General features: G+C 63.1%; 23 protein-coding genes. 12 read left to right on the plus strand and 11 right to left on the minus strand.

Annotated elements, in window-relative coordinates:
• Positions 1 to 58: 58 nt before the first annotated feature.
• Entirely contained in the window at positions 59 to 2,101 is a 2,043-nt protein-coding gene (locus B9A31_RS12010; protein WP_084297011.1) for a S9 family peptidase, read from the plus strand.
• A gap of 102 nt (positions 2,102 to 2,203) precedes the next feature.
• Here B9A31_RS12010 and B9A31_RS12015 read toward each other — a convergent pair whose 3' ends face one another.
• A complete protein-coding gene (locus B9A31_RS12015) occupies positions 2,204 to 2,482 on the minus strand; it encodes a hypothetical protein (protein ID WP_019098502.1) in 279 nt (92 codons plus the stop codon).
• A gap of 132 nt (positions 2,483 to 2,614) precedes the next feature.
• On the opposite strand from B9A31_RS12015, the gene B9A31_RS12020 reads away from it, so the two are divergent.
• From B9A31_RS12020 to B9A31_RS12030, 3 genes are all read left to right on the plus strand, one after another.
• Positions 2,615 to 2,986 carry a YajD family HNH nuclease gene (locus tag B9A31_RS12020; protein ID WP_016711940.1) on the plus strand — a complete coding sequence of 124 codons (372 nt, stop codon included), beginning with the start codon at positions 2,615 to 2,617 and terminating at the stop codon, positions 2,984 to 2,986.
• 72 nt (positions 2,987 to 3,058) lie between these two features.
• Positions 3,059 to 3,529 (plus strand): RNA methyltransferase, encoded by a 471-nt coding sequence (locus B9A31_RS12025; protein WP_016711941.1) that lies wholly within the window; start codon positions 3,059 to 3,061, stop codon positions 3,527 to 3,529.
• 194 nt (positions 3,530 to 3,723) lie between these two features.
• Positions 3,724 to 4,062: a YgaP-like transmembrane domain gene (locus tag B9A31_RS12030; RefSeq protein ID WP_019098501.1), complete on the plus strand. Its 339-nt coding sequence runs from the start codon at positions 3,724 to 3,726 to the stop codon at positions 4,060 to 4,062.
• A 45-nt stretch (positions 4,063 to 4,107) separates the two neighbouring features.
• Here B9A31_RS12030 and B9A31_RS12035 read toward each other — a convergent pair whose 3' ends face one another.
• Both B9A31_RS12035 and B9A31_RS12040 read right to left on the minus strand, forming a co-directional pair.
• On the minus strand, positions 4,108 to 5,316 hold the full coding sequence (locus B9A31_RS12035) for a hypothetical protein (RefSeq protein ID WP_084297012.1): 1,209 nt from the start codon (positions 5,314 to 5,316) through the stop codon (positions 4,108 to 4,110).
• A 41-nt stretch (positions 5,317 to 5,357) separates the two neighbouring features.
• Positions 5,358 to 5,807 carry a YcgN family cysteine cluster protein gene (locus tag B9A31_RS12040; RefSeq protein ID WP_025753897.1) on the minus strand — a complete coding sequence of 150 codons (450 nt, stop codon included), beginning with the start codon at positions 5,805 to 5,807 and terminating at the stop codon, positions 5,358 to 5,360.
• Between the two features lie 143 nt (positions 5,808 to 5,950).
• On the opposite strand from B9A31_RS12040, the gene B9A31_RS12045 reads away from it, so the two are divergent.
• The gene (locus B9A31_RS12045) at positions 5,951 to 6,544 is read left to right on the plus strand and encodes a nitroreductase family protein (protein WP_016711945.1); all 594 of its coding nucleotides are present in this window, start codon (positions 5,951 to 5,953) and stop codon (positions 6,542 to 6,544) included.
• A gap of 68 nt (positions 6,545 to 6,612) precedes the next feature.
• Here B9A31_RS12045 and B9A31_RS12050 read toward each other — a convergent pair whose 3' ends face one another.
• The 4 genes from B9A31_RS12050 to B9A31_RS12065 all read right to left on the minus strand — a co-directional run bounded on the left by B9A31_RS12050 (position 6,613) and on the right by B9A31_RS12065 (position 10,710).
• Complete coding sequence (locus B9A31_RS12050; RefSeq protein ID WP_019098498.1) at positions 6,613 to 7,545, minus strand: D-2-hydroxyacid dehydrogenase; 933 nt, start codon at positions 7,543 to 7,545, stop codon at positions 6,613 to 6,615.
• Positions 7,546 to 7,547: 2 nt separating this feature from the next.
• Complete coding sequence (locus tag B9A31_RS12055) at positions 7,548 to 7,841, minus strand: YcgL domain-containing protein (RefSeq protein WP_016711947.1); 294 nt, start codon at positions 7,839 to 7,841, stop codon at positions 7,548 to 7,550.
• Positions 7,838 to 8,971 carry a ribonuclease D gene (rnd, locus tag B9A31_RS12060; protein WP_019098497.1) on the minus strand — a complete coding sequence of 378 codons (1,134 nt, stop codon included), beginning with the start codon at positions 8,969 to 8,971 and terminating at the stop codon, positions 7,838 to 7,840. Before rnd ends, B9A31_RS12055 begins: the two co-directional genes overlap by 4 nt.
• A 101-nt stretch (positions 8,972 to 9,072) precedes the next feature.
• Positions 9,073 to 10,710: a phosphoethanolamine transferase gene (locus B9A31_RS12065; RefSeq protein WP_084297013.1), complete on the minus strand. Its 1,638-nt coding sequence runs from the start codon at positions 10,708 to 10,710 to the stop codon at positions 9,073 to 9,075.
• A 252-nt stretch (positions 10,711 to 10,962) separates the two neighbouring features.
• On the opposite strand from B9A31_RS12065, the gene B9A31_RS12070 reads away from it, so the two are divergent.
• Positions 10,963 to 11,199 (plus strand): YdcH family protein, encoded by a 237-nt coding sequence (locus tag B9A31_RS12070; protein WP_019098495.1) that lies wholly within the window; start codon positions 10,963 to 10,965, stop codon positions 11,197 to 11,199.
• Between the two features lie 61 nt (positions 11,200 to 11,260).
• Here the strand turns inward: B9A31_RS12070 and B9A31_RS12075 are convergent, their stop codons facing one another.
• The gene (locus B9A31_RS12075; RefSeq protein ID WP_025753901.1) at positions 11,261 to 12,442 is read right to left on the minus strand and encodes a trans-sulfuration enzyme family protein; all 1,182 of its coding nucleotides are present in this window, start codon (positions 12,440 to 12,442) and stop codon (positions 11,261 to 11,263) included.
• Between the two features lie 91 nt (positions 12,443 to 12,533).
• On the opposite strand from B9A31_RS12075, the gene B9A31_RS12080 reads away from it, so the two are divergent.
• Positions 12,534 to 12,995, plus strand: a complete 462-nt coding sequence (locus tag B9A31_RS12080; protein ID WP_016498365.1) for an Lrp/AsnC family transcriptional regulator — start codon at positions 12,534 to 12,536, stop codon at positions 12,993 to 12,995.
• A gap of 56 nt (positions 12,996 to 13,051) precedes the next feature.
• Here B9A31_RS12080 and B9A31_RS12085 read toward each other — a convergent pair whose 3' ends face one another.
• Entirely contained in the window at positions 13,052 to 15,382 is a 2,331-nt protein-coding gene (locus B9A31_RS12085) for an FdhF/YdeP family oxidoreductase (RefSeq protein ID WP_019098494.1), read from the minus strand.
• 234 nt (positions 15,383 to 15,616) lie between these two features.
• Here B9A31_RS12085 and moaA point away from each other — a divergent pair, with 234 nt between their 5' ends.
• Entirely contained in the window at positions 15,617 to 16,621 is a 1,005-nt protein-coding gene (gene moaA / locus B9A31_RS12090; protein ID WP_084297014.1) for a GTP 3',8-cyclase MoaA, read from the plus strand.
• A gap of 20 nt (positions 16,622 to 16,641) precedes the next feature.
• A complete protein-coding gene (locus B9A31_RS12095) occupies positions 16,642 to 17,541 on the plus strand; it encodes a bestrophin family protein (RefSeq protein WP_019098492.1) in 900 nt (299 codons plus the stop codon).
• Positions 17,542 to 17,561: 20 nt separating this feature from the next.
• On the opposite strand, the gene moaB is transcribed toward B9A31_RS12095, so the two are convergent.
• Positions 17,562 to 18,101, minus strand: coding sequence for a molybdenum cofactor biosynthesis protein B (moaB, locus tag B9A31_RS12100; RefSeq protein WP_012273701.1), 540 nt, complete (start codon positions 18,099 to 18,101; stop codon positions 17,562 to 17,564).
• 141 nt (positions 18,102 to 18,242) lie between these two features.
• Here moaB and B9A31_RS12105 point away from each other — a divergent pair, with 141 nt between their 5' ends.
• Entirely contained in the window at positions 18,243 to 19,130 is an 888-nt protein-coding gene (locus B9A31_RS12105) for a LysR family transcriptional regulator (RefSeq protein ID WP_019098491.1), read from the plus strand.
• Here B9A31_RS12105 and B9A31_RS12110 read toward each other — a convergent pair.
• Entirely contained in the window at positions 19,118 to 19,900 is a 783-nt protein-coding gene (locus tag B9A31_RS12110) for an AraC family transcriptional regulator (protein ID WP_025753902.1), read from the minus strand. The genes B9A31_RS12105 and B9A31_RS12110 overlap by 13 nt on opposite strands.
• A gap of 294 nt (positions 19,901 to 20,194) precedes the next feature.
• On the opposite strand from B9A31_RS12110, the gene B9A31_RS12115 reads away from it, so the two are divergent.
• Together B9A31_RS12115 and B9A31_RS12120 are read left to right on the plus strand one after the other, a co-directional pair.
• The gene (locus B9A31_RS12115; protein WP_027615338.1) at positions 20,195 to 21,808 is read left to right on the plus strand and encodes an APC family permease; all 1,614 of its coding nucleotides are present in this window, start codon (positions 20,195 to 20,197) and stop codon (positions 21,806 to 21,808) included.
• Between the two features lie 23 nt (positions 21,809 to 21,831).
• Positions 21,832 to 22,758 carry a 4-hydroxyproline epimerase gene (locus B9A31_RS12120; protein ID WP_084297015.1) on the plus strand — a complete coding sequence of 309 codons (927 nt, stop codon included), beginning with the start codon at positions 21,832 to 21,834 and terminating at the stop codon, positions 22,756 to 22,758.
• Positions 22,759 to 22,795: the final 37 nt, after the last annotated feature.

The following is a 22,795-nucleotide window of genomic DNA, read 5'->3' on the forward strand; positions in this document are numbered from 1 at the left end:
GATAAACACTTTTCCGGGCGCAGACAGTGTTTGCCTGTCCCTAGCCAAGAGATCACCAATGCCCAACAAGCCCCAGCCGCCCATCGCCCACGCCGACAACACCACCGACCCGTACGCCTGGCTGCAACAGCGCGACACGCCCGAGGTGCTCGCCTACCTGCAAGCCGAAAACGCCTACCAGGAAGCCTGCCTGGCTGACCAGGCCCCCTTGCGCGAGCAACTGTTCGAAGAAATCAAGGGCCGCATCCAGGAAACCGACCTGTCGCTGCCGTCTCCCTGGGGCCCTTACCTCTATTACACCCGCACCACCGCTGGCGACGAATACCCACGCCATTACCGCTGCCCTCGTCCGGCCGACGACGCCAATACGGTCGATGAAAGCCAGGAGCAACTGCTGCTCGACCCCAACGCCCTGGCCAAGGGTGGTTTCCTGTCGCTGGGCGCCTTCAACGTCAGCCCCGACCACCGCCTGCTGGCCTACAGCCTCGACACCAGCGGCGACGAAATCTACACCCTGTACGTCAAAGACCTGGCCAACGGCAACGTCACTGCCCTGCCCTTCGACGACTGCGACGGCAGCCTGACCTGGGCCAACGACAGCCAGACGCTGTTCTTCGCCGAACTGGATGACACCCACCGGCCATGGCGCCTGCGCCGCCACACCCTGGGCAACGACGGTGCCCAGACCGTGTTCGAAGAGCCCGACGGGCGCTTTTTCCTGCACTGCTACCGCACCAGCTCCGAGCGCCAGCTGGTGCTGCTGCTGAACAGCAAAACCACCAGCGAAGCCTGGGTACTGGACGCCGAAACTCCACAGGCGCCGTTTACCTGCCTGGCCCCGCGTGTCGAAGGCCACGAGTACTTCCCCGACCACGGTCAGCTCGATGGCGAATGGCGCTGGTTTATCCGCACCAACCAGGACGGCATCAACTTTGCCCTGTACCACGCACCGGCCACGCCCGTACCAAGCCGTGAGCAATGGCAGGTGCTGGTGGCACACCGCGACACGATCATGCTCGAAGGCCTCAGCCTGAACGCCAGCGCCCTGACCCTGAGCCTGCGCGAAGGCGGCCTGCCGATCATCGAAGTACGCCCGCAGGCTCTGCCGGCCTATCGCGTCGAACTCCCAGACGCGGCCTACAGCCTGTACGTGCAGGACAGCCTGGAGTTCGCCAGCACCCGCATACGCCTGCGCTACGAGGCACTCAACCGCCCAGCCCAGGTGCGCCAGCTGGAGCTGGCCACAGGCGCCCAGGCCGTGCTCAAGCAAACCCCTGTACTGGGTGCGTTCAATGCCGATGACTATGTGAGTGAGCGCCTGTGGGCAAGCGCAGCAGACGGCACCCGGGTGCCGATCAGCCTGGTGCGTCGCCGCCAGGACCTGGGCAAGACCGTGCCGCTCTACCTGTACGGTTATGGTGCCTACGGCGAAAGCCTCGACCCGTGGTTCTCCCATGCACGTCTGAGCCTGCTGGAGCGCGGCGTGGCCTTTGCCATCGCCCATGTGCGTGGCGGCGGTGAACTGGGTGAGGCCTGGTACCGCGCCGGCAAGCAGGAGCACAAACACAACACCTTCAGCGACTTCATCGCCTGTGCGCAGCACCTGATTGCCGAAGGCGTCACCTCATCTGACCGCCTGGCCATCAGTGGCGGCAGCGCCGGTGGCCTGCTGATGGGCGCGGTGCTCAACCTGCGCCCCGAGCTGTTCCGCTGTGCAATTGCCGAAGTGCCGTTCGTCGACGTGCTCAACACCATGCTCGACCCCGAGCTGCCGCTGACCGTGACCGAGTACGACGAATGGGGCAACCCTGAAGAGCCCGAGGTGTATGAGCGGATCAAGGCGTATGCGCCGTATGAGAACGTGAAAGCCCAGGCCTACCCGGCGATGCTGGTGGTGGCGGGTTACAACGACAGCCGCGTGCAGTACTGGGAAGCGGCCAAATGGGTGGCGCGGTTGCGTACCCGCAAGACCGACAGCAACCTGCTGCTGCTCAAGACCGAGATGGGTGCTGGCCATGGGGGCATGAGCGGCCGGTACCAGGGGCTCAAGGATGTGGCGCTGGAATATGCGTTCGTGTTTGGCGAGCTGGGTATGATGTGAGGTTTGGAGGGTTCGCCGACAGGTTTTCTGCGCCTGTGAAACCGAGCGCCGCCGGCGCGGCGCTCGATCTCACAGGCGCCAAAAAACTAAAGCCGTATAGCCCTAATCATCCTGCACCGCCGGCTTCGGCGGCTCCGGCCGCAACCCCGGCAACGGCTGATCCTTCGGTGGCCCCGGCACCGGCATGGGCGGCAACAGCGGCGCCCCCGGCTGGCTGTCATAAGCCTTGGGCGGCGTACTCGGGGTAACCTGCGGGTATGGCGTGGGCGTCGGCGTACCCGGTGCACCAGGCACAGGCGTCGTCAACCGGGGTGGCGTGCTTGCCGCTTCGGCCAGCGGCAAGCCAACCAACAACAGCACGGTGAGGATCGCGTGAACCATCAGCAACCTCCTGTCGGGAACCTTCCTACAGGCTACGCCTAAATCAAAGCTTTCGCCTGTCCGCCCGCCCTGCTAGCGCGCTAGACTCAATGACATAACCGTCATTTGCCTGATCAGAACAAAGGAAACACCATGAGCTCCACCTCTTCCGCCGCCGCCACCGCGCGCCTCGACCGCATCCTGGCCGATGCCAAGCGTGACAAGGAAATGGGCTACCGCGACAAGGCCCTGAGAATGTACCCGCACGTGTGCGGCCGCTGCGCCCGCGAGTTCTCAGGCAAGCGCCTGAGCGAGCTGACCGTACACCACCGCGACCACAACCACGACAACAACCCGCAGGACGGCTCCAACTGGGAACTGCTGTGCCTGTACTGCCACGACAACGAGCACTCGCGCTACACCGACCAGCAGTACTTCAGCGAAGGCTCCACCAGCACCCCGAGCATCGCCAAGGCCACCCACAACCCGTTCGCCGGGCTGGCGGGCATGTTGAAGAAAGACTGACCATCGATTCGCCCCCCCGCTGCTACCGGGCAGCCCGTATAATCGCGCTTTTTTCGCGAAGGGCCCCGGTACGTGGCAAACAAACGATACAGCTGCATCGGCCTGTTCAACCCCAAGTCGCCAGAAAACGTCGGCTCGGTGATGCGCGCGGCGGGCTGCTACGGCGTCAATTCGGTGTTCTACACCGGCAAACGCTACGAACGCGCGCGTGACTTCGTCACCGACACCAAGCGCGTGCATTACGACATTCCGCTGATCGGCATCGACGACCTGCAACGCATCATCCCGCTAGGCTGCACGCCGGTGGCGGTGGAGCTGGTGGAAGGTGCGCGGCCATTGCCGGAATACACCCACCCGGACCGTGCCATCTACATCTTCGGGCCAGAGGACGGCTCGTTGAGCGAGGATGTGCGGGGCTGGTGTGAAGAGACCATCTACATACCGACCGAAGGTTGCATGAACCTGGCGGCGACGGTGAATGTGGTGTTGTACGACCGCATGGCCAAGGGGCTGAATACCCGCTCGGGGCCGAAGTTCAAGTAATAAAAAGGCCGCCACTGCAATAGCAGGGCGGCCAGGTGCCGAACTCCGTCAGAACAGCACCGGTCTTGCTCTTCTGGATCGAAACCCAGCGTGGATGAGCCTTCTGCACGACACGGGATGTCGCCGGGCGCACCGACTGAACCCTGGCGAGGGTGAAAGGGTCAGCTGCTTACACTTCACAAGGAGGCCTTGCCATGCTTGATATCCATAACGCGACGTCGTCGCAGCACAATGTCCATGGCCTGGAACGGGTCGGCTCGCTGGCCGGTGGCGCGTTGATGTTCAGCAAGGGGCTGCGCCATGGCGGCCTGATTGGTTTGCTGCAAATGGTGGTGGGAGGCGTTGCGGTGGCACGCGGGGTCAGCGGGCATTGCTCGACCAAGGCGTGGTGGCAGCGGCATCGGCAGGAATATCACCGGTTGCGTTCGGACATAGAACGCAGCGCGGCGGAGCTGGAGGCGTTGAAGGCCAGTGCCAAGGCCGCGACCAGAGGGGTGTCGGTGACTGGGCAGGATCCGTTGGCTGGACGTTGATTTCTGCACTGCCCGCGCAGAGGCCGGTACAGGCGATGCAGATATCTAGCGCAACGCCTTGCTCTGCAACACCTCTGACTTGCGACCCAGCACGTTCTCGCTGATTTGCACGAAGTCTTCGGTGCTCACGCCGGGCAGACGCATCAACCCGCGTACCACATCGTCCAGCGAACGCTTGGCCTGGGTATGGATACGGATTTCCTTGTCCAGTGCCTGCAACAGCATCACCCCGCGCGCCACCTGAGCCGGGCTTGCGCGCACGCCCTTGAGCCGGGTGACCTTGGCGCCCTGCTTGCTCAGGCGTGCCTGCCAGGCCTGGTAACGGTCATCGCTCACCCCGCCCGAGCGGCGCAGCAACTCGCTGGCGTAGTAGTCGGTCAGGCTTTCCACCAGCCAGTCACTGCCGTCACGCCCATGGATCTGCGCAAACAACTGAACCACTTCGCGCAGCAACGGGCTGCTGCCGTTCTCGCTTACCATCGGCCGGGCGCTGTGCAGGTACAGCGAACCCTGTGCCGCCATTGCACCACGCCACATGCCGTCACGGGCACCAACCAGCAGCAGCTTCGGCGGATTGCGCGGGAACACCGCCTGCAACTGCGGCCATATGAACGTCAGCAGGGTCAGGCTGTCCATACGCCGCATACCCTGCCCCACCGGTGCGGCCACGGTGACCTCGGTATCGCCAAGGCGAGCACGGCGGCTGCCAAGATCGCCAGCCAGCATCCAGCCAGTGGGGCGGTCGAACAGGCGCGAAACGTTGTCGATGCGGAACTTGTCCTTGCCGATGCGCGGCCAGGAGGTCTCGATACTCTTCCAGCCCTCGGGCAGGTCGAACGCCAGGCGTGCCACCAGCTCGGTGCCATCCTGCTGATCAAGGCGCGCGGGCGGCACCAGCTGGTCACCGAGGAACAACGCCCAGTGCGGGGTAACACGCGAAGAATAGGCACCGCTGGCGAGCTTCTGGTCCAACTGCACGCGGTAGGTGAGACTGGTCTTGCCGGCCGCCGGCTGCCACACACCGCGCTGCCCCTGCAGTTGCCATTGGCCATCAGCCTGGAAGCCGCTGTAGGCCCCGGCCTTGCCCAGGTCGAAGTCCAGGCTGCGCACGGCGCTGCCTTCGGCCAATGTGAGGCGGACTTCAGCCTGGCCACTGGCCGGCAACAAACGCACCTGGTAGTCGAGGTCGACCTTTTTCGCCCAGGCCGGCGAACTGGCCATCAGGCCCAACAACAGCAACAGCTGGCAACGCATACAGAAACTCCTTGTTTCCCCGTGGCAGCGGGCCGCGCCGGTCAGCTGGCGCGGAAGATCAGGTGGTCTTCCCAGTCGTCTTCGTGCACATCGTGTTCACTGAGCATACGCCCCGACTGGGAAATGCGCTGTTCATGGACTTGCTGGCGGTCGCCGCAGACCAGGTGGTGCCAGGCTGGCAAGTCCTTGCCCTCGCTGACAAGGCGGTAACCGCAGGTACTCGGCAGCCACTTGAACTGGTCGGCCTTGCCCGGAGTGAGCTGGATGCAGTCCGGCACGTGGGCAAAGCGGTTGGGGTAGTCGCTGCACTGGCAGGTGTGCAAGTCCAGCAGCTTGCAGGCGATGCGCGTGTAATAGACGCTGTTGTCGTCCTCGTCCTCAAGCTTTTGCAGGCAGCACAGGCCGCAGCCGTCGCACAGCGACTCCCACTCTTGTGGGCTGAGTTGTTCGAGGGTCTTGCGCCGCCAGAACGGCGCGTTTTCAGCGATCATCACACGGTTTCCTGCATTCATCGATAGGCCACGGCGCGCGGCGGCGCCAGTCTAGAGCCTGACCTTGCGCAAAGCCAGACCGCTTGTCAGTCGCGACGGGACGCAGTAGCGTGCGGGTTTCCCGTCCTTTTGCAGGAGCTGTCATGAGTGCCAACCCTCGCATTGCCGATTACGCCATCAACGAGCAGTTCATCAACCGCTGGTCGCCGCGTGCTTTCACCGCCGAGCCGATCAGCGAAGAGACCCTGCTGAGCTTCCTGGAAGCCGCCCGTTGGGCTCCGTCGGCGTACAACTCGCAGCCTTGGCGCTTCCTGTATGCCCGCCGCGACACGCCAAACTGGGAGCGTTACCTGAACCTGTTGGTGCCGTTCAACCGCAGCTGGGCACAACAGGCCTCGGCGCTGGTGCTGATCATTTCCAAGACCACCTTCGCCGCCCCGGGCGCCACGGAGGAAAAGCCGGCGCTGTGGCATACCTTCGACACCGGTTCCGCCTGGGGGCACCTGGCCCTGCAGGCCAGCATCAGCGGCTGGCACACCCATGGCATGGCCGGCTTCGACCAGGACCTGGCGCGTCAGGAGCTGAAGGTTCCTGAAGGTTATGTGCTGCATGCCATGGTGGCGATCGGCAAACTGGGTGACAAGGCCAGCCTGGATGAGGCGTTGCAGGCACGTGAAGTGCCGAGCCCGCGCAAACCATTGAGCGAGCTGGCTGCCGAGGGTGATTTCAGCCTGTAAGCCCTGTGATGGCCTTACTGGCCTTTTCGCGAGCATGCCCGCGAAAAGGCCAGTACAGGCACTACAAATCAATAGCCCCGGGCAAAATCCACTTCACCCCGCAACCCCTGCCCCGCTTCATACGCCTGCATATTCTCGACAAACAGCCGCACCATCGCCGCCGGCGAGGTAGGTGCCGAGCTGTGTCCGGTCAGCAGCAAGCCCCAGGCGGTCCAGAACGGGTGCTGTTTAGGCAGTGGTTCCTGGCGGCACACATCGATCACTGCACCGGCCAGATGCCCTTCCTTCAGCGCCTCGACCAGGTCCGCATCCACCACCGCCGCGCCTCGCCCGGCATTGATGAACAGCGTGCTCGGCTGGAAGCACTTGAACAGCGCCGCGTCATACAGGTCATGGGTCGCCGGGGTATCCGGCAACAGGTTGAGCACGTAGTCGACCTGGCCAACAATGCGCGGCAAGTCGGCCAGTGCCGCCACCTCGACGAACGGTGCCTGCTCCCGGGCACTGCTGGCAACCCCATACAACACCACACCAAACGGCTGCAGGAACTCGGCCACGCGCTGGCCAATATCGCCGGTGCCCACGATCAGCACCTTGCGCCCTTCCAGCGTACGTCCTGGGCGAGCGTCCCAGCGCCGCTCCACCTGGCTGACCAGGCGCGACAGCACCTCGCGTTCGTGGCCGAGCATGTAGGTAAGCATGTACTCGGCCATCACCTGGCCAAAGATGCCTACTGCGCGGGTCAGGCGATAGTCACGCGGCAAGCCATCGGCCAGCAACGGCGTGATACCCGCCCAGGTCGACTGCACCCAGTCCGGCTTGTGGCCTTGGCGCAGCAAGCTCGCCAGCAGGTCCGGCTGGCCCAGCCACACCTTGCACTGTGGTGCCAGGCGGGCCAGTTCGGCGGAATCACCGCTGGTCAGTACTTCCAGATCAGGCGCGGCTTCACGCAAAAGCGCGGCGTAACGAGCATGATCATGCTCAGCAATCAGTACGCGCATGGTCAGACCGGGTCGTTTCGGCGCAGCAGCTCTTCAGGCAGGTGCTCGATGTACTCGTCTTCCGCCGGCGGCATCTGCAGGTGGTAGCCTTGGTTGTCGAGGTTCTCCAGCACCTTGGCGATGTCCTCGCGGGCCAGCTTGCGCTCCGGGGTGAGCACCAGGTCGAAGGCATGCACAGGGGTGCCGAAGAATGGCAGCAGACCTTCCGGCACGCGCTCCAGGCCCTCGGCCTTGAGCACATACAGGTACATTTCGTTCTTGCGGGGGCTCTTGTAGATCGAGCAAATGCGTTTCATCGGGTCTCTCCGGCACCTGCAAGGCTGTCCAGCAGGGCCTGGCCCATACGCTCACGGCGCCAGCCGCGCAGCGAATCGGGCAGTTGATAAGGGCCATTGGGGTAGCCGCTCTTGAGCAGCGCTTCCAGGGCTTTCTTGCGCAGCATCAGCTCGGGGGCGATCCCCAGGCGCTCGCCTTCGGCCTGGCCGATGGCACGCAGCTGCTTGAGGATGCCGGCGGCCTCGATCGGCAGCGGCTCGGGCAAAGGCGCGGGCCACTGCTCGGCAGGCAGGCTGGCGGCGCGCTGGATCAGCTTGATCAGGCACTCACCGTCCTGACGAATGGTGCGCGGGTGCATCTCGTCGATCCTGGCCAGCGCCGACAGGTTGTTCGGCTGGCTCTTGGCCATGGGCCACAGCGAGTGCTCCTTGAGGATGCGGTTGCGCGGTACATCGCGGCTACGGGCTTCACGCTCGCGCCAGGCGCACAGCTCTCGCAACACCGCCAGTTGCTGAGGGGCCAGCTTCCAGGCCAGCTTGACGTCGCGGTACAGGGTCTCGGGCTCGACCTCACGGCGCAACGCAGCCACCAGCTCGGCGCCGTCTTCCAGCACCCAGGCGTACTTGTCGTCGCTCAGGCGCGGGCGCAAGGCGGTGAACAGCTCGGCCAGGTGCACGGCATCTTCGGCGGCATAGCTGACCTGCGTGTCGGAGAGCGGGCGCTGCAGCCAGTCGGAGCGGGTTTCGCCCTTGGGCAGCTCGATACCCAGCACCTCCTGCACCAGGCGCGAATAGCCCATGGAGAAGCCCAGGTTCAGGTAGCCGGCTGCCAGCTGAGTGTCGAACAGCGGCTGCGGCAGCTTGCCGGTCAGGCGCAACAGCACTTCGAGGTCTTCGCTGCAGGCGTGCAGCACCTTGACCACACCGCTGTCTTCGAGCAAGTCGGCCAAGGGTTGCCAGTTACCGATCAGCAACGGGTCGATCAGATAGGCACGCTGGCCGTCGCCGATCTGGATCAGCCCGGCTTTCGGGTAGAAGGTGTCAACCCGCATGAACTCGGTGTCGACAGCGACAAAAGGCAGTTGGTGCCAGTCGCGGCAGTGTTCGGCCAGGCTCTGGTCGTCACGGATCCAGTGAATTTCGATGGCCACAAGGCTCTCCCACTAACATTGGCGCGCAGTATATACGGCGCGGGCACTGCTGGTGAAACCCGGGCCATCCTTGATATCGATAAGTGGTGGTGTTGTGTGGGTCAGCGTTTGGCCGCCAACCACGGACGGCAGCTGGCAAACATGTCCAGCGACTGCTGATACACCTCGGTACGCACCTGCAACAGGCCGAGCATGGAGTGGAACAGGTTGTCCTGCGACAGCGGCGCATCGCTGAGCTTGGCCAGGCAGTCGGTGTCGATACCGAAATCCTCTTTGTAGCTGTCGGAGAACCAGGTCAGCAATGGCACGTGCTTCTGCTGTTCCGGGGCGATGGCGTAAGGCGTGCCGTGCAGGAACAGGTTGTACTCACCCAGCGACTCGCCATGGTCGGACAGGTAAATCATCGCGGTGTCGACCTTGTCCTGTTTGCTGCGCAGGGTGTCGATCAGCGACGCCAGCACTTTGTCGGTGTAAGCCAGGGTGTTGTCGTAACCGTTGATGATGTCTTGCTCGCTGCACTGGTTCAGCGCGTTGCTCTGGCACACCGGCGTGAAGCGCTCACTGTCACTTGGGTAGCGCTTGAAATATTCCGGGCCGTGGCTGCCCATCTGGTGCAGCACCAGCACGGTGTCCTTGTCGAGGTTGTCGATCAGCGCGTCCAGCCCTTGCAGCAGGATCTGGTCATGGCATTCGCCATTGGCGCACAGCTGCGGGTCGTTGAGGTTGCTGACATCGATGAACTGCACACGGTCGCAGGTACCTTTGCAGCCCGACTGGTTGTCGCGCCACTGCACGGCCAGGCCGGCCCGCTGGAGGATATCCAGCAGCCCTTCGCGGTTCTTGGCCACGCGGGCATCGTATTCCTTGCGGGCCATACCCGAGAACATGCACGGCACCGAGACAGCCGTTTCCGTACCGCACGAATGCACATCGGAAAACGCCACCAGGCCCTGCTCCTTGGCCAGGTTCGGGGTGGTATCGCGGTCATAGCCCAACACGCCAAAGTGGTCGGCCCGCGCACTTTCACCCACCACCAGCACGGTCAACGACTTGCGCTCATGCTTCTGCCAGGCGACATCACGCTTGGCATCTTCGCCATAGTGCTGGAAAGGACGCGATGCCGTACCGACGCGTTCGCTGACATAGCCAATGGAAGCACCGACGATATTGCTGGGGGTCAGCATCAGGCGCAATTCGTGGTGGTTGCGAAACAGCGAGGACAACCCTTGATAGTTGACCAGCGCCACCGAGCCCAGGGCTACCACGCAGGCGCCACTGACTACCAGCTTGCCCAGCAGCTCGCGGTGCCAGGGACGGTAGGCAATGGGCGCCTTCCACAACAGCACCGAAGGCGCCACGCCCAAGCCCAGAATATACAAGCCAAACTTCAGCGAAAGCAGGTCGCGTACTTCGGTTACGTTGGTTTCTGCAATGTTGCGGAACATACCCGCATCTATAAGTACGCCGTATTGATTCATGAAGTAAGCCACACCCGCGCCACTCATGAACAACAGGATAAGTATCGGCTTCAATACATATCGGAAGGCAAACAACGTGAGGATGAGATTGAAAGCGAACAACATCAGCACGGCAAACGCCAGGCTCAGCCACAGCCCGGACAGGCCGGTAGGCACCACCTCTTGCAGGTGCTCCCAGAGGAACATGTTCAAGCCAATCAGCAGGTAAAGGCTAGCCAGCAGCGTGACCCATTCAGTCCGCAGGGATTTGAAGTTGAGCATTAGCGTTCGCAATCAAGAGTGATTATCAACCCCCAGGCCGGCTGGCACCGTGGGAAAGTTGGGCGAACTCTAGAAAGCGCGTCATCAATTTTTTGTGAAAAAGTTGGTAACAATTTCGTGAGGACGCGTCTTTCGGTGATTTACGGCGCTTCATTCAGCTGCCATTCAGGCTGGCCGACATCACCGGCCTGCGCAAAGGCGGCTATCCTCAGAGGTCAGGACCTTACCGACAACCCTGACAGAGGTGAAGAAATGCCAGTTCCGCATGATCTGCTCGCTGACCTGCACGTTACCGCCGATGCATTCCAGGCGCTCATTGACAAGGACCAGACGCTGCACTCACTGCACAAGGAATACAACGCCAAGGACAAGGAGGTGGTCGCCGCCGAAGTCAACGGCACCAACGACGACGCCGTCAACCGCCTGCGCAAGGAACGGTTGCTGATCAAGGACAAGATCGAACGGATCATTCATCCGCCGAAATCCTGATGGAAATGTATTGAATTCACTGGCCCCTTCGCGAGTTCACCCGCGAAGGGGCCAGCAACCCTTACACAGCTGCCGAAGCTTTCAAGGCGCCATCCAGATCCTCGATCAGATCACGGTAATCCTCGATCCCCATCGAAAGCCGCAGCAGGTTCTCGCTGATCCCCATCACCCCTTTCTGCTCCGGGCTCAGCGAGCAGTGCGACATGGTCCACGAGTGGTTGATCATGCTCTCCACCCCACCCAGCGAGTCGGCCAGCACAAAGATCTGCAACGCTTCCACCAAGCGGTTGAGCGCGGCGCGGTCGCCCTTGACCTTCATGGCCACCACCGCCCCGCCACTGCGCATCTGGCGTTTGCACAATTCGTGTTGCGGGTGGCTTTCCAGCCCCGGGTAATACACCTGCTCGATCTGCGGATGGTTTTCGAGGAAGCGCGCCACCTGCAGGGCATTGCCACACTGGCGCTCCATGCGCACATCCAGAGTTTTCAGGCCACGCAGGGCCAGGTAGCAGTCGAACGGCCCCTGCACCGCGCCAATTGCCATGCTGATGCGGCGAAGGCGCGCCAGCAGTGCATCGTTGGCCGCCACCACCACACCACCGGTGAGGTCGGAGTGGCCACCGATGTACTTGCTGGCCGAGTGCATCACCAGGTCCACGCCCAAGGTGATCGGGCGTTGGTTCCACGGCGAGCAGAAGGTATTGTCGATGCAGGTGAGGATGCCCCGGGCCTTGGCCAGGTCGCACACGGCCTTGATGTCGACCAGGTGCAGCAGCGGGTTGGTCGGCGATTCGATCCAGATCAGCTGGGTTTCCGGCTTGATGGCGGCAGCCACGGCCTCCAGGTCGTTGAGGTCGACATAGGTGGTAGTCAGGCCCGAGGTGCGGCTGCGGTAGTCTTCCAGAATACGGAAAGTGCCGCCGTACACGCCGTTCATCACCACGACATGGGCATCCTTGGGCAGCAGCTCCAGCACCGTCGCGGTAGCGTTCACGCCCGAGGCACAGGCAACCGCGCCCACGCCCTCTTCCAGCGCGGCGACACAGGTTTCGTAGGCATGCCGGGTGGGGTTGCCAACGCGGCTGTAGGAGTATTCCGGTTTGTCATCCAGGCTGCGTTTGGTGAACGAGCTGGCGGTGACGATGGCTGGAAAAATGGCGTTTTCAGCGACGCTGAACTGCTCGCCGGCGTGAATGGTACGGGTGGCGAAATTGCGCGGCTTGTCGGACATGGTCAGGCCCATTGGCAGAGTTAAGGCTGCAACTATCGCACAACCCAAATGTTCTGGCCTTGGGGTAATCTGTGAAAAATTTTCTTCACGGCCCGCGCGCGATATGGACAGTTTCGACCAGCACATTCTTACCCTGCTTCAGCGCGATGCCTCGATATCGCTCAAGGACCTGGCCGAGGCCGTCAACCTGTCCACCACGCCCTGCTGGAAGCGGGTCAAGCGCCTGGAAGAAGAAGGCTACATTCTTGGCCGCGTCGCCCTGCTCGACCCCGAACGGCTTGGCCTGGGGCTGACGGTGTTCGTCCAGCTCAAGACCCAGCGCCACGACAGCGCCTGGCTTGAGCAGTTTGCCGCGACCGTGACCGGGTTCGAGGAAGTGATGGAGTTCTACCGCATGTCCGGCGACTGGGATTACATGCTGCGGGTGGTGGTGGGGGATATTGCGGCGTATGACCGGTTCTACAAAAAGCTGATTACCCGTACCGATGGGCTGTCGAACATTACGTCCAGTTTTGCCATGGAGCAGATGAAGTACACCACAGCGTACCCGGTGCATCGATCCTGAATCGGTGATGGATTCTTCGCGGGCAAGCCCGCGAAGAGGCCGGTACAGGCAACCAATCAGTTAGCCGCCAGCACCGCCGCAATCCGGTTCCCCGCCTTGGCTTTCTCAACCTTGATCGCCACAAACTTCGACGTCGGTGTATAGGTCCCCTCGCCATAACTCTCCAGCGGCACCAGCGGATTGGTCTCCGGGTAATACGCCGCCGCCTGCCCTTCAGGCACGTCATACGCCACCAGGCGGAACCCCGACACCCGCCGCTCGACGCCATCCTCCCACAGCGACACCAGGTCCACATGCTCACCCGGCTCGAAGCCCAGGCGACGAATATCGGCCTCGTTCACGAACACCACTTCACGCAGGCCGAACACGCCACGGTAGCGGTCGTCCAGGCCATACAGCGTGGTGTTGTACTGGTCGTGCGAGCGCAGGGTCTGCAGGATCAGGTCGGGCTTGTCACCCCGCGCCAGCACCTTGGCGTTGATCAACTCCTCTGGCAGCGCGTGGGGCATGAACCGTGCCTTGCCCGTGGCCGTGCGGAAGTTGCGATCGGCGGCATTGTTGCCCAGGTGGAAACCGCCCGGGCTATGCAGGCGTTCGTTGAAGCCGGTGAAACCAGGGATCACGTCGGCAATCATGTCACGAATGCGGTTGTAGTCAGCCACCGCATACTCCCAGTCGATTGGCTGATTGCCCAGCGTGGCCTTGGCCATACCGGCGATGATCCAAGGCTCCGAGCGCATGTGCGGTGAACGCGGGCGCAACTGGCCGTTAGAGATGTGCACCATGCTGAAGGTGTCTTCCACGGTCACGCCTTGAGGCCCTTCGGCCTGCAGGTCGATTTCGGTCCGGCCCAGGCAGGGCAGGATCAACGCATCGCGGCCAGTGACCAGGTGCGAGCGGTTGAGCTTGGTGGAAATCTGCACGGTCAACGCGCAGTTCTGAAGCGCCGCGTGGGTGCGCGGGGTGTCCGGGGTGGCTTGGGCAAAGTTGCCGCCCAGGGCGACGAACACCTTGGCCCGCCCCTCTTCCATGGCCTTGATCGCCAGCACCGCGTTGTGCCCATGGGCACGCGGCACACGGAACCGGAAGCGTTTTTCGAGGGCATCGAGCAGCGCCGGTTTGGGCTTTTCGTCGATGCCCATGGTGCGGTCGCCCTGCACGTTGCTGTGGCCACGTACCGGCGACAGGCCAGCGCCGGGTTTGCCGACGTTGCCGCGCAGCAACTGCAGGTTGACGATTTCCTGCACGGTAGGCACCGAATGGCGGTGCTGGGTGACGCCCATGGCCCAGCACATGATCACCCGCTCTGCCTTGCGGTACATGCGGGCCGCCAGCTCGATCTCGGCCAGGGTCAAGCCCGACTGCTTGACGATGTGCGCCCAGGAGGTGGCGTCCACTGCCGCCAGGTAGTCATCGACGCCACTGGTGTGCTCGGCGATGAAGGCATGGTCGAACACCGCCGGCTCACCGTTGGCCTGGGCTTCGCGCTCCCACTGCAACAGGAATTTGGCAATGCCACGCATGGCCGCCATGTCACCGCCCAAGGCCGGGCGGAAGTAGGCGCTGGAAGTCGGCTCGGAGCCGTTGCTGAGCATTTCGAACGGGTGCTGCGGGTGCTGGAAGCGCTCCAGGCCACGCTCTTTCAGCGGGTTGAAGCACACCACCTGAGCCCCGCGCTTGACCGCCTCACGCAGCGGTTCGAGCATGCGCGGGTGGTTGGTGCCTGGGTTCTGACCGATGACAAAGATCGCATCGGCCAGCTCCAGGTCGTGAAACACGACAGTGCCTTTGCCCACCCCGAGGGTTTCCGACATGCCTGCACCACTGGCTTCGTGGCACATGTTCGAGCAATCGGGGAAGTTGTTGGTGCCGTAAGCGCGCACGAACAACTGGTAGAGGAACGCCGCCTCGTTGCTGGCCCGGCCCGACGTGTAGAACTCGGCCTCGTCTGGCGACTGCAGCGCACGCAGGTGTCTGGCGACCAGCTCGAAGGCCTCCTGCCAAGTAGTTTCGACATAGTGGTCGGTGGCAGCGTCGTAGCGCATCGGGTGCGTGAGGCGGCCCTGGTATTCGAGCCAATAGTCAGTCTGGTCCTTCAGCGCGCTGACGCTGTATTTGGCGAAGAAAGCCGGGTCAACCGAGCGGCCGGTGGCTTCCCAGTTGACCGCCTTGGCGCCGTTTTCGCAGAACTTGACCATGTCGCTTTCCGGCGACTCCCCCCAGGCACAGCCGGGGCAGTCGAAGCCGCCGTTCTGGTTGGTCTTGAGCATGGCCCGCAGGTTCTTGAAGGCATTTTCGCTGCCCAGCCAGCTTTTGGTCACGCTCTTGAGCGCTCCCCAGCCGGCGGCTGCGCCTTTGTAGTCCCTGATGTGTTCGTCCTGGCTCATGCGATGAATCCTCACGCTTCGATGCTTTTATTCAGCCTATTGAGCGTGGGGGTGGGGCGTCCAATCGAAAGATCTTACGGCGTGATAAGCGGTTTCGATCATGGGGTGGAAGCTTTGAGGCATCGGGCCTGCAGCCGTGATAGAAACCATCGATCAACCAGTCGGGCAAAGCAATTTGACGGCCCTGCGGCCAGGCTATAGCTTGGAGTGAACCCACCCCATTCGAGCGCGAACGTGGAACAGAACAGCCGGGCCCTGATCGACGGCTTCAACCGGAAAATCGACTACCTGCGGATGTCGGTCACCGACCGCTGTGACTTCCGTTGCGTGTACTGCATGGCCGAAGACATGCAGTTTTTGCCGCGCCAGCAGATCCTCAGCCTCGAAGAACTGTTCCAGGTGGCCGAGCGCTTCGTCGCCCTGGGCACCCGCAAAATCCGCTTGACCGGCGGCGAGCCGCTGGTACGCCAGGGCATCGTCGAGCTGTGCGGGCGGATTGCCGCCCTGCCCGGCTTGCGCGAACTGTGCATGACCAGCAACGGCTCGCAACTCGGGCGCCTGGCACAGCCACTGTTCGACGCCGGGCTGTCGCGCTTGAACATCAGCCTCGACAGCCTGGATACCGAACGCTTCAAGCAGCTGACCCGTACCGGCGACCTGCACCAGGTCATCGCTGGTATCGACGCCGCACGCCAGGCCGGCTTCAAACGCATCAAGCTCAACTGTGTAGTACTCAAAGGCCGCAACGACCACGAACTGGTCGACCTGGTACGCTTTGTCATCGATCGCGAGCTGGACATCACCTTCATCGAAGAAATGCCGCTGGGGGTAATCAGCGAACACGAGCGCGGCGAGTCGTTCTGCTCCAGCGACGAAGTACGCGAGCGCCTGGCAGAACAGTTCACCTTGGTGGAGTCCACCGAATCATCACAGGGCCCTGCCCGCTACTGGCGCCTGGCCGAAGCCGCCAACACCCGGGTCGGTTTCATCTCGCCGCACAGCCACAACTTTTGCGCCACCTGCAACCGCGTGCGCCTGACGGTCGAAGGCCGCCTGTTGCTGTGCCTGGGCAACGAACACTCGGTAGACCTGAAGCACGTGCTGCGTGCTCACCCAGGCAACCGCGAGCGCCTGGAAAAGGCCATCCGCGACTCCCTGCACCTCAAGCCCTACCGCCACCACTTCGAAGTGGGTGGCGATGTGCAGATCCTGCGCTTCATGAACATGACCGGCGGCTGAATGGCCGTCTCTGGATTTCCATGATTGTTCACCCAACCCCCGATGTACTGCGTGTGCTGTTCACCCTCAAGGGGTCGATCGTCAAGCGCATCGCCCTGCGCTGCCTGATGGTGACCCTGCTGGCCGCGCTGATAGTTCTGGTCGAGCGCCATTTCCCCGCGTTTTTCTACCCGGTCAGTGCCACGCCGTTTACGTTGCTGGGCCTGTCGCTGTCGATCTTCATGAGCTTTCGCAACAACGCCTGCTACGACCGCTGGTGGGAGGGCCGTAAGGCCTGGGGCAAGCTGATTATCGAAACCCGCTCGTTCGTGCGCGAAAGCGTGGTGATTGCTGACGAAGCGCTGCGCGCAGAGCTGCTGCGCAGCCTGTGTGGCTATGCCCATGCGCTGAATGCCCGCCTGCGTAACGAGGACGACCTGGCAGCCGCCCGGCCCTGGCTGGCCCGGCCAGAGACGATCAGCCCGCACAACGTGTGCGACGGCATCCTGCGCGACATCGGCCAGCATTGCTCGCGGCTGGCGGAACAACAGCACATCAGCGATTGGCGCTACAGCCTGCTGGAACAGCGGCTGGTAGGCCTGACCGAGGTGCAGGCCACCTGTGAGCGGATCAAGTTCACACCGTTGCCGTTCCCCTACACGCTGTTGCTGCACCGCACCATCTACATCTTCTGCCTGCTGCTGCCGTTTGCCCTGGCCGAGCCGCTGGGCTGGCTGGCACCGCTGTTCACCACCATCGTGGGCTACACGTTCTTCGGGCTGGATGCGATTGGCAACGAACTGGAGGACCCGTTCGGGCGGGATGAGAACGACCTGCCAACCGATGCCATGGTGCGGACGGTGGAGCGGGATGTGTTGGCGGGGTTGGGCGAGACACAGTTGCCACCGGCGTTGTTGCCGGTGGAGCATGTGTTGAGCTGATAGCCGTCACAGGAGAAAACTCACCCCCGGCTGGCACAGGCCTCGATCGGCAGCAGGTGTTTGACGAAATTGCACGGCCGGTGCCGGGCATCCAGCTGCTCCGCCAGTATTCCTTCCCACGCCGTACGGCAGGCGCCGGTGGAACCCGGCAAGCAGCACACCAACGTGCGGTTGGACAACCCGGCCAGCGCTCGGCTCTGCACGGTAGAACTGCCGATATCCAGAATCGACAGCGCCCGGAACAGCTCGCCAAAGCCATCGATGCGCTTGTCCAGCAGGCACTCGACCGCCTCCGGTGTGCTGTCACGCCCGGTAAAGCCGGTACCGCCGGTAATCAGCACCACCTGCACCTGCTCGTCGGCAATCCAGGTGGCGACCTGGGCGCGGATCTTGTACAGGTCGTCCTTGAGCAACGCCCGCGCCACCAGCCGGTGGCCGATCTCGACCGACCGGCTGGCCAGCAGCTCGCCGGAGGTATCGTTGTCGTAGGTACGGGTGTCGCTGACGGTCAGCACGGCAATGTTGAGCGGTACGAAGACCGCATCGGGTTGGACGCGCACAGTAAAAGCTCCTTGAATGGCATTGTCACCACGCTAGAGGCGTGGCGCGGGGGCGTCCAATCGTTATGGCTTACCGGCCGATCAATGACATCTATCGCAGACGTGGGTTATGGTCTGCACAACCATACGCCAGGCACTTTCATGGACATCAAGCAGCTCAAGTTCCTCATCGCCCTCGACCAGACCCGCCACTTCGGCCAGGCGGCGGCGCTGTGCCATATCACTCAGCCGACGCTGTCCATGCGCCTGCGCAACCTGGAGGACGAGCTGGACCTGGTGCTGGTCAAACGCGGCCAGCGCTTCGAAGGCTTCACCGAGGCCGGCGAGCGTATTCTGGCCTGGGCCCGCACCCTGCTCGCCGCCCACGACGGCCTGCAGGCCGAGGCCGCCAGTTGCCGGGGCCAGGTGGTCGGCAGCCTGCGACTGGGCACAGTGCCGCTGGCCAGCTTCAACCCCATGCACCTGCTGCTGCCGCTGCGCGAAAAATACCCCGAACTGCACTTCCAGCTCAGTTCGCTGAGCTCGGAGCAAGTCATCGACGGACTGAGCCGCAACCAGCTCGACCTGGGTATCTGCTACCTGGACCAGGTCAACACCAGCTTCTTCGAAGTACTGGAACTGGGCACCACCACCATGGGCCTGCTGCACGACACCCGGCACTTCCAGTTTGACAGCGACACCCTGCGCTGGGACGCGCTCAGCGACATACCGCTGGGCCTGTTGAGCAAGGGTATGCACTACCGACAGTCGCTGGACCTGAGCTTGCGCAGCCGTGGCCTGGAACCGCATGCGGTACTGGAAAGCGACTCGACTTTCCAGCTGATACAGGCCATCAACACCGGCATGTGCTGCGCGATCATGCCGTTGGACTGCGGCCTCGAAGACCTCAGCGAGCACCTGCGCATTCTGCCGGTGGCCGACGCTGCCATCCACAGCCCGGTCGGCCTGTTGCTGCGCCGTAGCGAGCCGCGCTCGGCGATTGCCGAGCAGTGTTTTGCCGAGGCACGGGCGCTGTTTCAAGCCACCTGATCGCTGGTTGCCTGGCGGTACTGGCGCGGGGTGAAACCAGTCAGTTGCTTGAACTGGCGGCTGAAGGCGCTGTGGTCGGTGTAGCCACAGCGCATCGCCACGTCAGTGATCGGCAGGTCCGAATGCAGCAGGCGGTGGGCGTGCTCCAGGCGCGCCTTGTGGATCATCTGTCGGGGCGTGAGGTGAAATACCCGCTTGCAGTAGCGCTCCAGCTGAGCCACGGAAATGCCAGCGATGCGGGTCAGCTCGCCCATGCTGATCGGCTGGTGAAAGTGCTGGCGGATATGCTCGTCCACCGCGGCCAGGCGCTGGTAGGCAGGGTGAGTGTCGGCGGCTGATTGCAGGTCGACCGAAATGCCTACCAAGCCGATGATCTCGCCCGCCTGGTTGTACAGCGGGCGCTTGTGGGTCAGGCACCAGCCGGGCTCGCGGCTGCCGTACAGGTGCAGCTCCAGCTGGTCGTCCAGCACCAGCCCTTCCTTGAGTACGCGGCGGTCCTGCTCGGTGTAGCCGGGGCCAAGCTGTGCCGGGAAGACTTCAGCGCTGGTCTTGCCGAGCAACGGCTGCAAGCGCTTGAGGCCGCAACGCTGGACCAGGGTGTTGTTGGCCAGCACGTAGCGGGCGGCCGGGTCTTTGATGAAGATGGCGGCGTTGGGGATGACGTCGAGGATCGGCAATAGCAGGGAAACGCTGGCCAGCAGGGCCTCAAGGCTCGCGGGGCGGTGAAGGTCGAGAGACTGGTACAGGGTTGCCAAGGGATTGTCGGTCATCTTCGGTTCTCTGCTGGCTGTGCCCGCGAAGAGGCCAGTACTACCAACACATCTCTACAGCCCTTATTCGCTAAGGCCTACAGCCTATCCAGCACCCCACCCTCGCCGCCAGCATTTTTTGCAACTGTGCCGATTTCGTCATCCCCCTTGCAGAAAACCATCAAGAACCGCCGCCCCGACCGGTTCACTCTATGCCCCACGCAAGCCGCCCAAGTCCTACAAGAGCGCGGCCCAAAAAGCCGCATCTCGTGACATCAGACCTGCCTATCCAATAACCAACAAAAAGGCGAACCCATGTCAGGCAAATTCAAGAAACAGTTATCACTGCTGGACCTCACCTTCATCGGCCTGGGGGCCATTTTCGGCTCTGGCTGGCTGTTCGCCGCCAGCCACGTCTCGGCCATCGCCGGCCCGGCGGGCATCCTGTCCTGGTTCCTCGGCGGTTTCGCCGTACTGCTGCTGGGCATCGTCTACTGCGAACTGGGCGCCGCCCTGCCCCGCGCCGGTGGCGTGGTGCGCTACCCGGTTTACTCGCACGGCCCGCTGCTGGGCTACCTGATGGGTTTCATCACCCTGATCGCCTTTTCCAGCCTGATCGCCATCGAAGTGGTCGCCTCGCGCCAGTACGCCGCCGCCTGGTTTCCCGGGCTGACCAAAACCGGTTCAAGCGACCCGACCGTGCTTGGCTGGCTCGTGCAGTTCGCGCTGTTGGGGCTGTTCTTCTTCCTCAATTACCGCAGCGTGAAAACCTTCGCCAAGGCCAACAACCTGGTCAGCGTATTCAAGTTCATCGTGCCGCTGCTGGTGATTGGCGTGCTGTTCACCTTCTTCAAACCGGAAAACTTCGAAGTCCACGGTTTTGCTCCGTTCGGCCTGTCCGGCGTAGAAATGGCCGTGTCGGCCGGTGGCATCATCTTCGCCTACCTGGGCCTGACGCCGATCATTTCGGTGGCCAGCGAAGTGAAGAACCCGCAGCGCACCATCCCGATTGCGCTGATGCTTTCGGTGCTGCTGTCCACCGCCATCTACGCCCTGCTGCAACTGGCCTTCCTCGGCAGCGTACCGACCGAAATGCTCACCAACGGCTGGGCTGCGGTCACCAAGGAACTGGCCCTGCCCTACCGTGACATCGCCCTTGCCCTGGGTGTGGGCTGGCTGGCCTACCTGGTGGTGGCCGACGCGGTGATCTCGCCCAGCGGCTGCGGCAACATCTACATGAACGCCACCCCGCGCGTGATCTATGGCTGGGCGCAGACCGGCACCTTCTTCAAGTACTTCACCCGCATCGATGCAGAGTCCGGCATCCCGCGCCCAGCGCTGTGGCTGACGTTTGGCCTGTCGGTGTTCTGGACCCTGCCATTCCCATCGTGGGAAGCACTGATCAACGTGGTATCCGCCGCCCTGGTACTGAGCTACGCCGTGGCCCCGGTCACCGTCGCCGCCCTGCGCCGCAATGCGCCAGACATGCCGCGCCCGTTCCGGGTCAAGGGCATGGGCGTGCTCGGCCCGCTGTCGTTCATCATCGCCGCGCTGATCGTGTACTGGTCCGGCTGGAATACCGTGTCGTGGCTACTGGCCCTGCAAATCGTGATGTTCGTGCTGTACCTGCTGTGCGGTCGCTTCGTGCCCACCCAGCACCTGTCGCTGGCCCAGCAAGTGCGCTCGTCGGCATGGCTGATCGGCTTCTACGCAGTAACCATCCTGCTGTCGTGGCTGGGCAGCTTCGGCGGCCTGGGGGTCATTGGCCACCCGCTCGACACCGTAGCCGTGGCGGCTTGTGCTCTGGGCATCTACTACTGGGGAGCGGCCACTGGCGTGCCTGCACACCTGGTACGCCTGGAAGGCGAGGACGAAAGCGAAACCACCGCTGACACCTATGCCGGCCGCCCTGCCGCCGTCGCCTCCTGATCTTTTACGCAAGGGACAAGCCCATGAAACAGATTCACGTCATCGACTCCCACACTGGCGGCGAACCGACCCGCCTGGTGATGAAGGGCTTCCCGCAACTGCATGGCCGCAGCATGGCCGAACAGCGCGACGAACTGCGCGAGCTGCACGACCACTGGCGCCGTGCCTGCCTGCTGGAGCCTCGCGGCAACGATGTGCTGGTGGGCGCGCTGTACTGCCCACCGGTGTCGGCCGACGCCACCTGCGGGGTGATTTTCTTCAACAACGCCGGCTACCTGAACATGTGCGGCCACGGCACCATCGGCCTGGTCGCCTCGTTGCAGCACCTGGGCCTGATCACGCCCGGCGTGCACAAGATAGACACCCCGGTCGGCCAAGTCAGCGCCACCCTGCATGAAGATGGCGCCGTCACCGTCGCCAATGTGCCCTCTTACCGCTATCGCCAGCAGGTGGCGGTGGATGTGCCCGGGCACGGCGTGGTGCACGGCGACATTGCCTGGGGCGGCAACTGGTTCTTCCTGGTTTCCGAACACGGCCAGCGCATAGAGCTGGGCAACCGCGAAGCGCTCACCGAGTACACCTGGGCCATGCTCAAGGCCCTCGAAGCCCAGGGCATCACGGGTGAAAACGGCGCCCCCATCGACCACGTCGAGTTGTTCGCCAACGACGCCAACGCCGACAGCCGCAACTTCGTGATGTGCCCCGGCAAGGCCTACGACCGCTCGCCCTGCGGCACCGGCACCAGCGCCAAGCTGGCCTGCCTGGCCGCCGACGGCAAGCTTGCCGAAGGCCAGACCTGGGTGCAGGCCAGCATCACCGGCAGCCAGTTCCACGGCCGCTACGAGCGCGACGGCGAACACATTCGCCCGTTCATCACCGGCCGCGCCTACATGACCGCCGACAGCACCCTGCTGATCGACGAACAAGACCCGTTCGCCTGGGGTATCTGACCCCGGCTTTTTCCGACTGAACATTGCGAGGAGTGAC

It is taken from the genome of Pseudomonas sp. URIL14HWK12:I5, from assembly GCF_900176445.1.
GTDB lineage: Bacteria > Pseudomonadota > Gammaproteobacteria > Pseudomonadales > Pseudomonadaceae > Aquipseudomonas > Aquipseudomonas monteilii.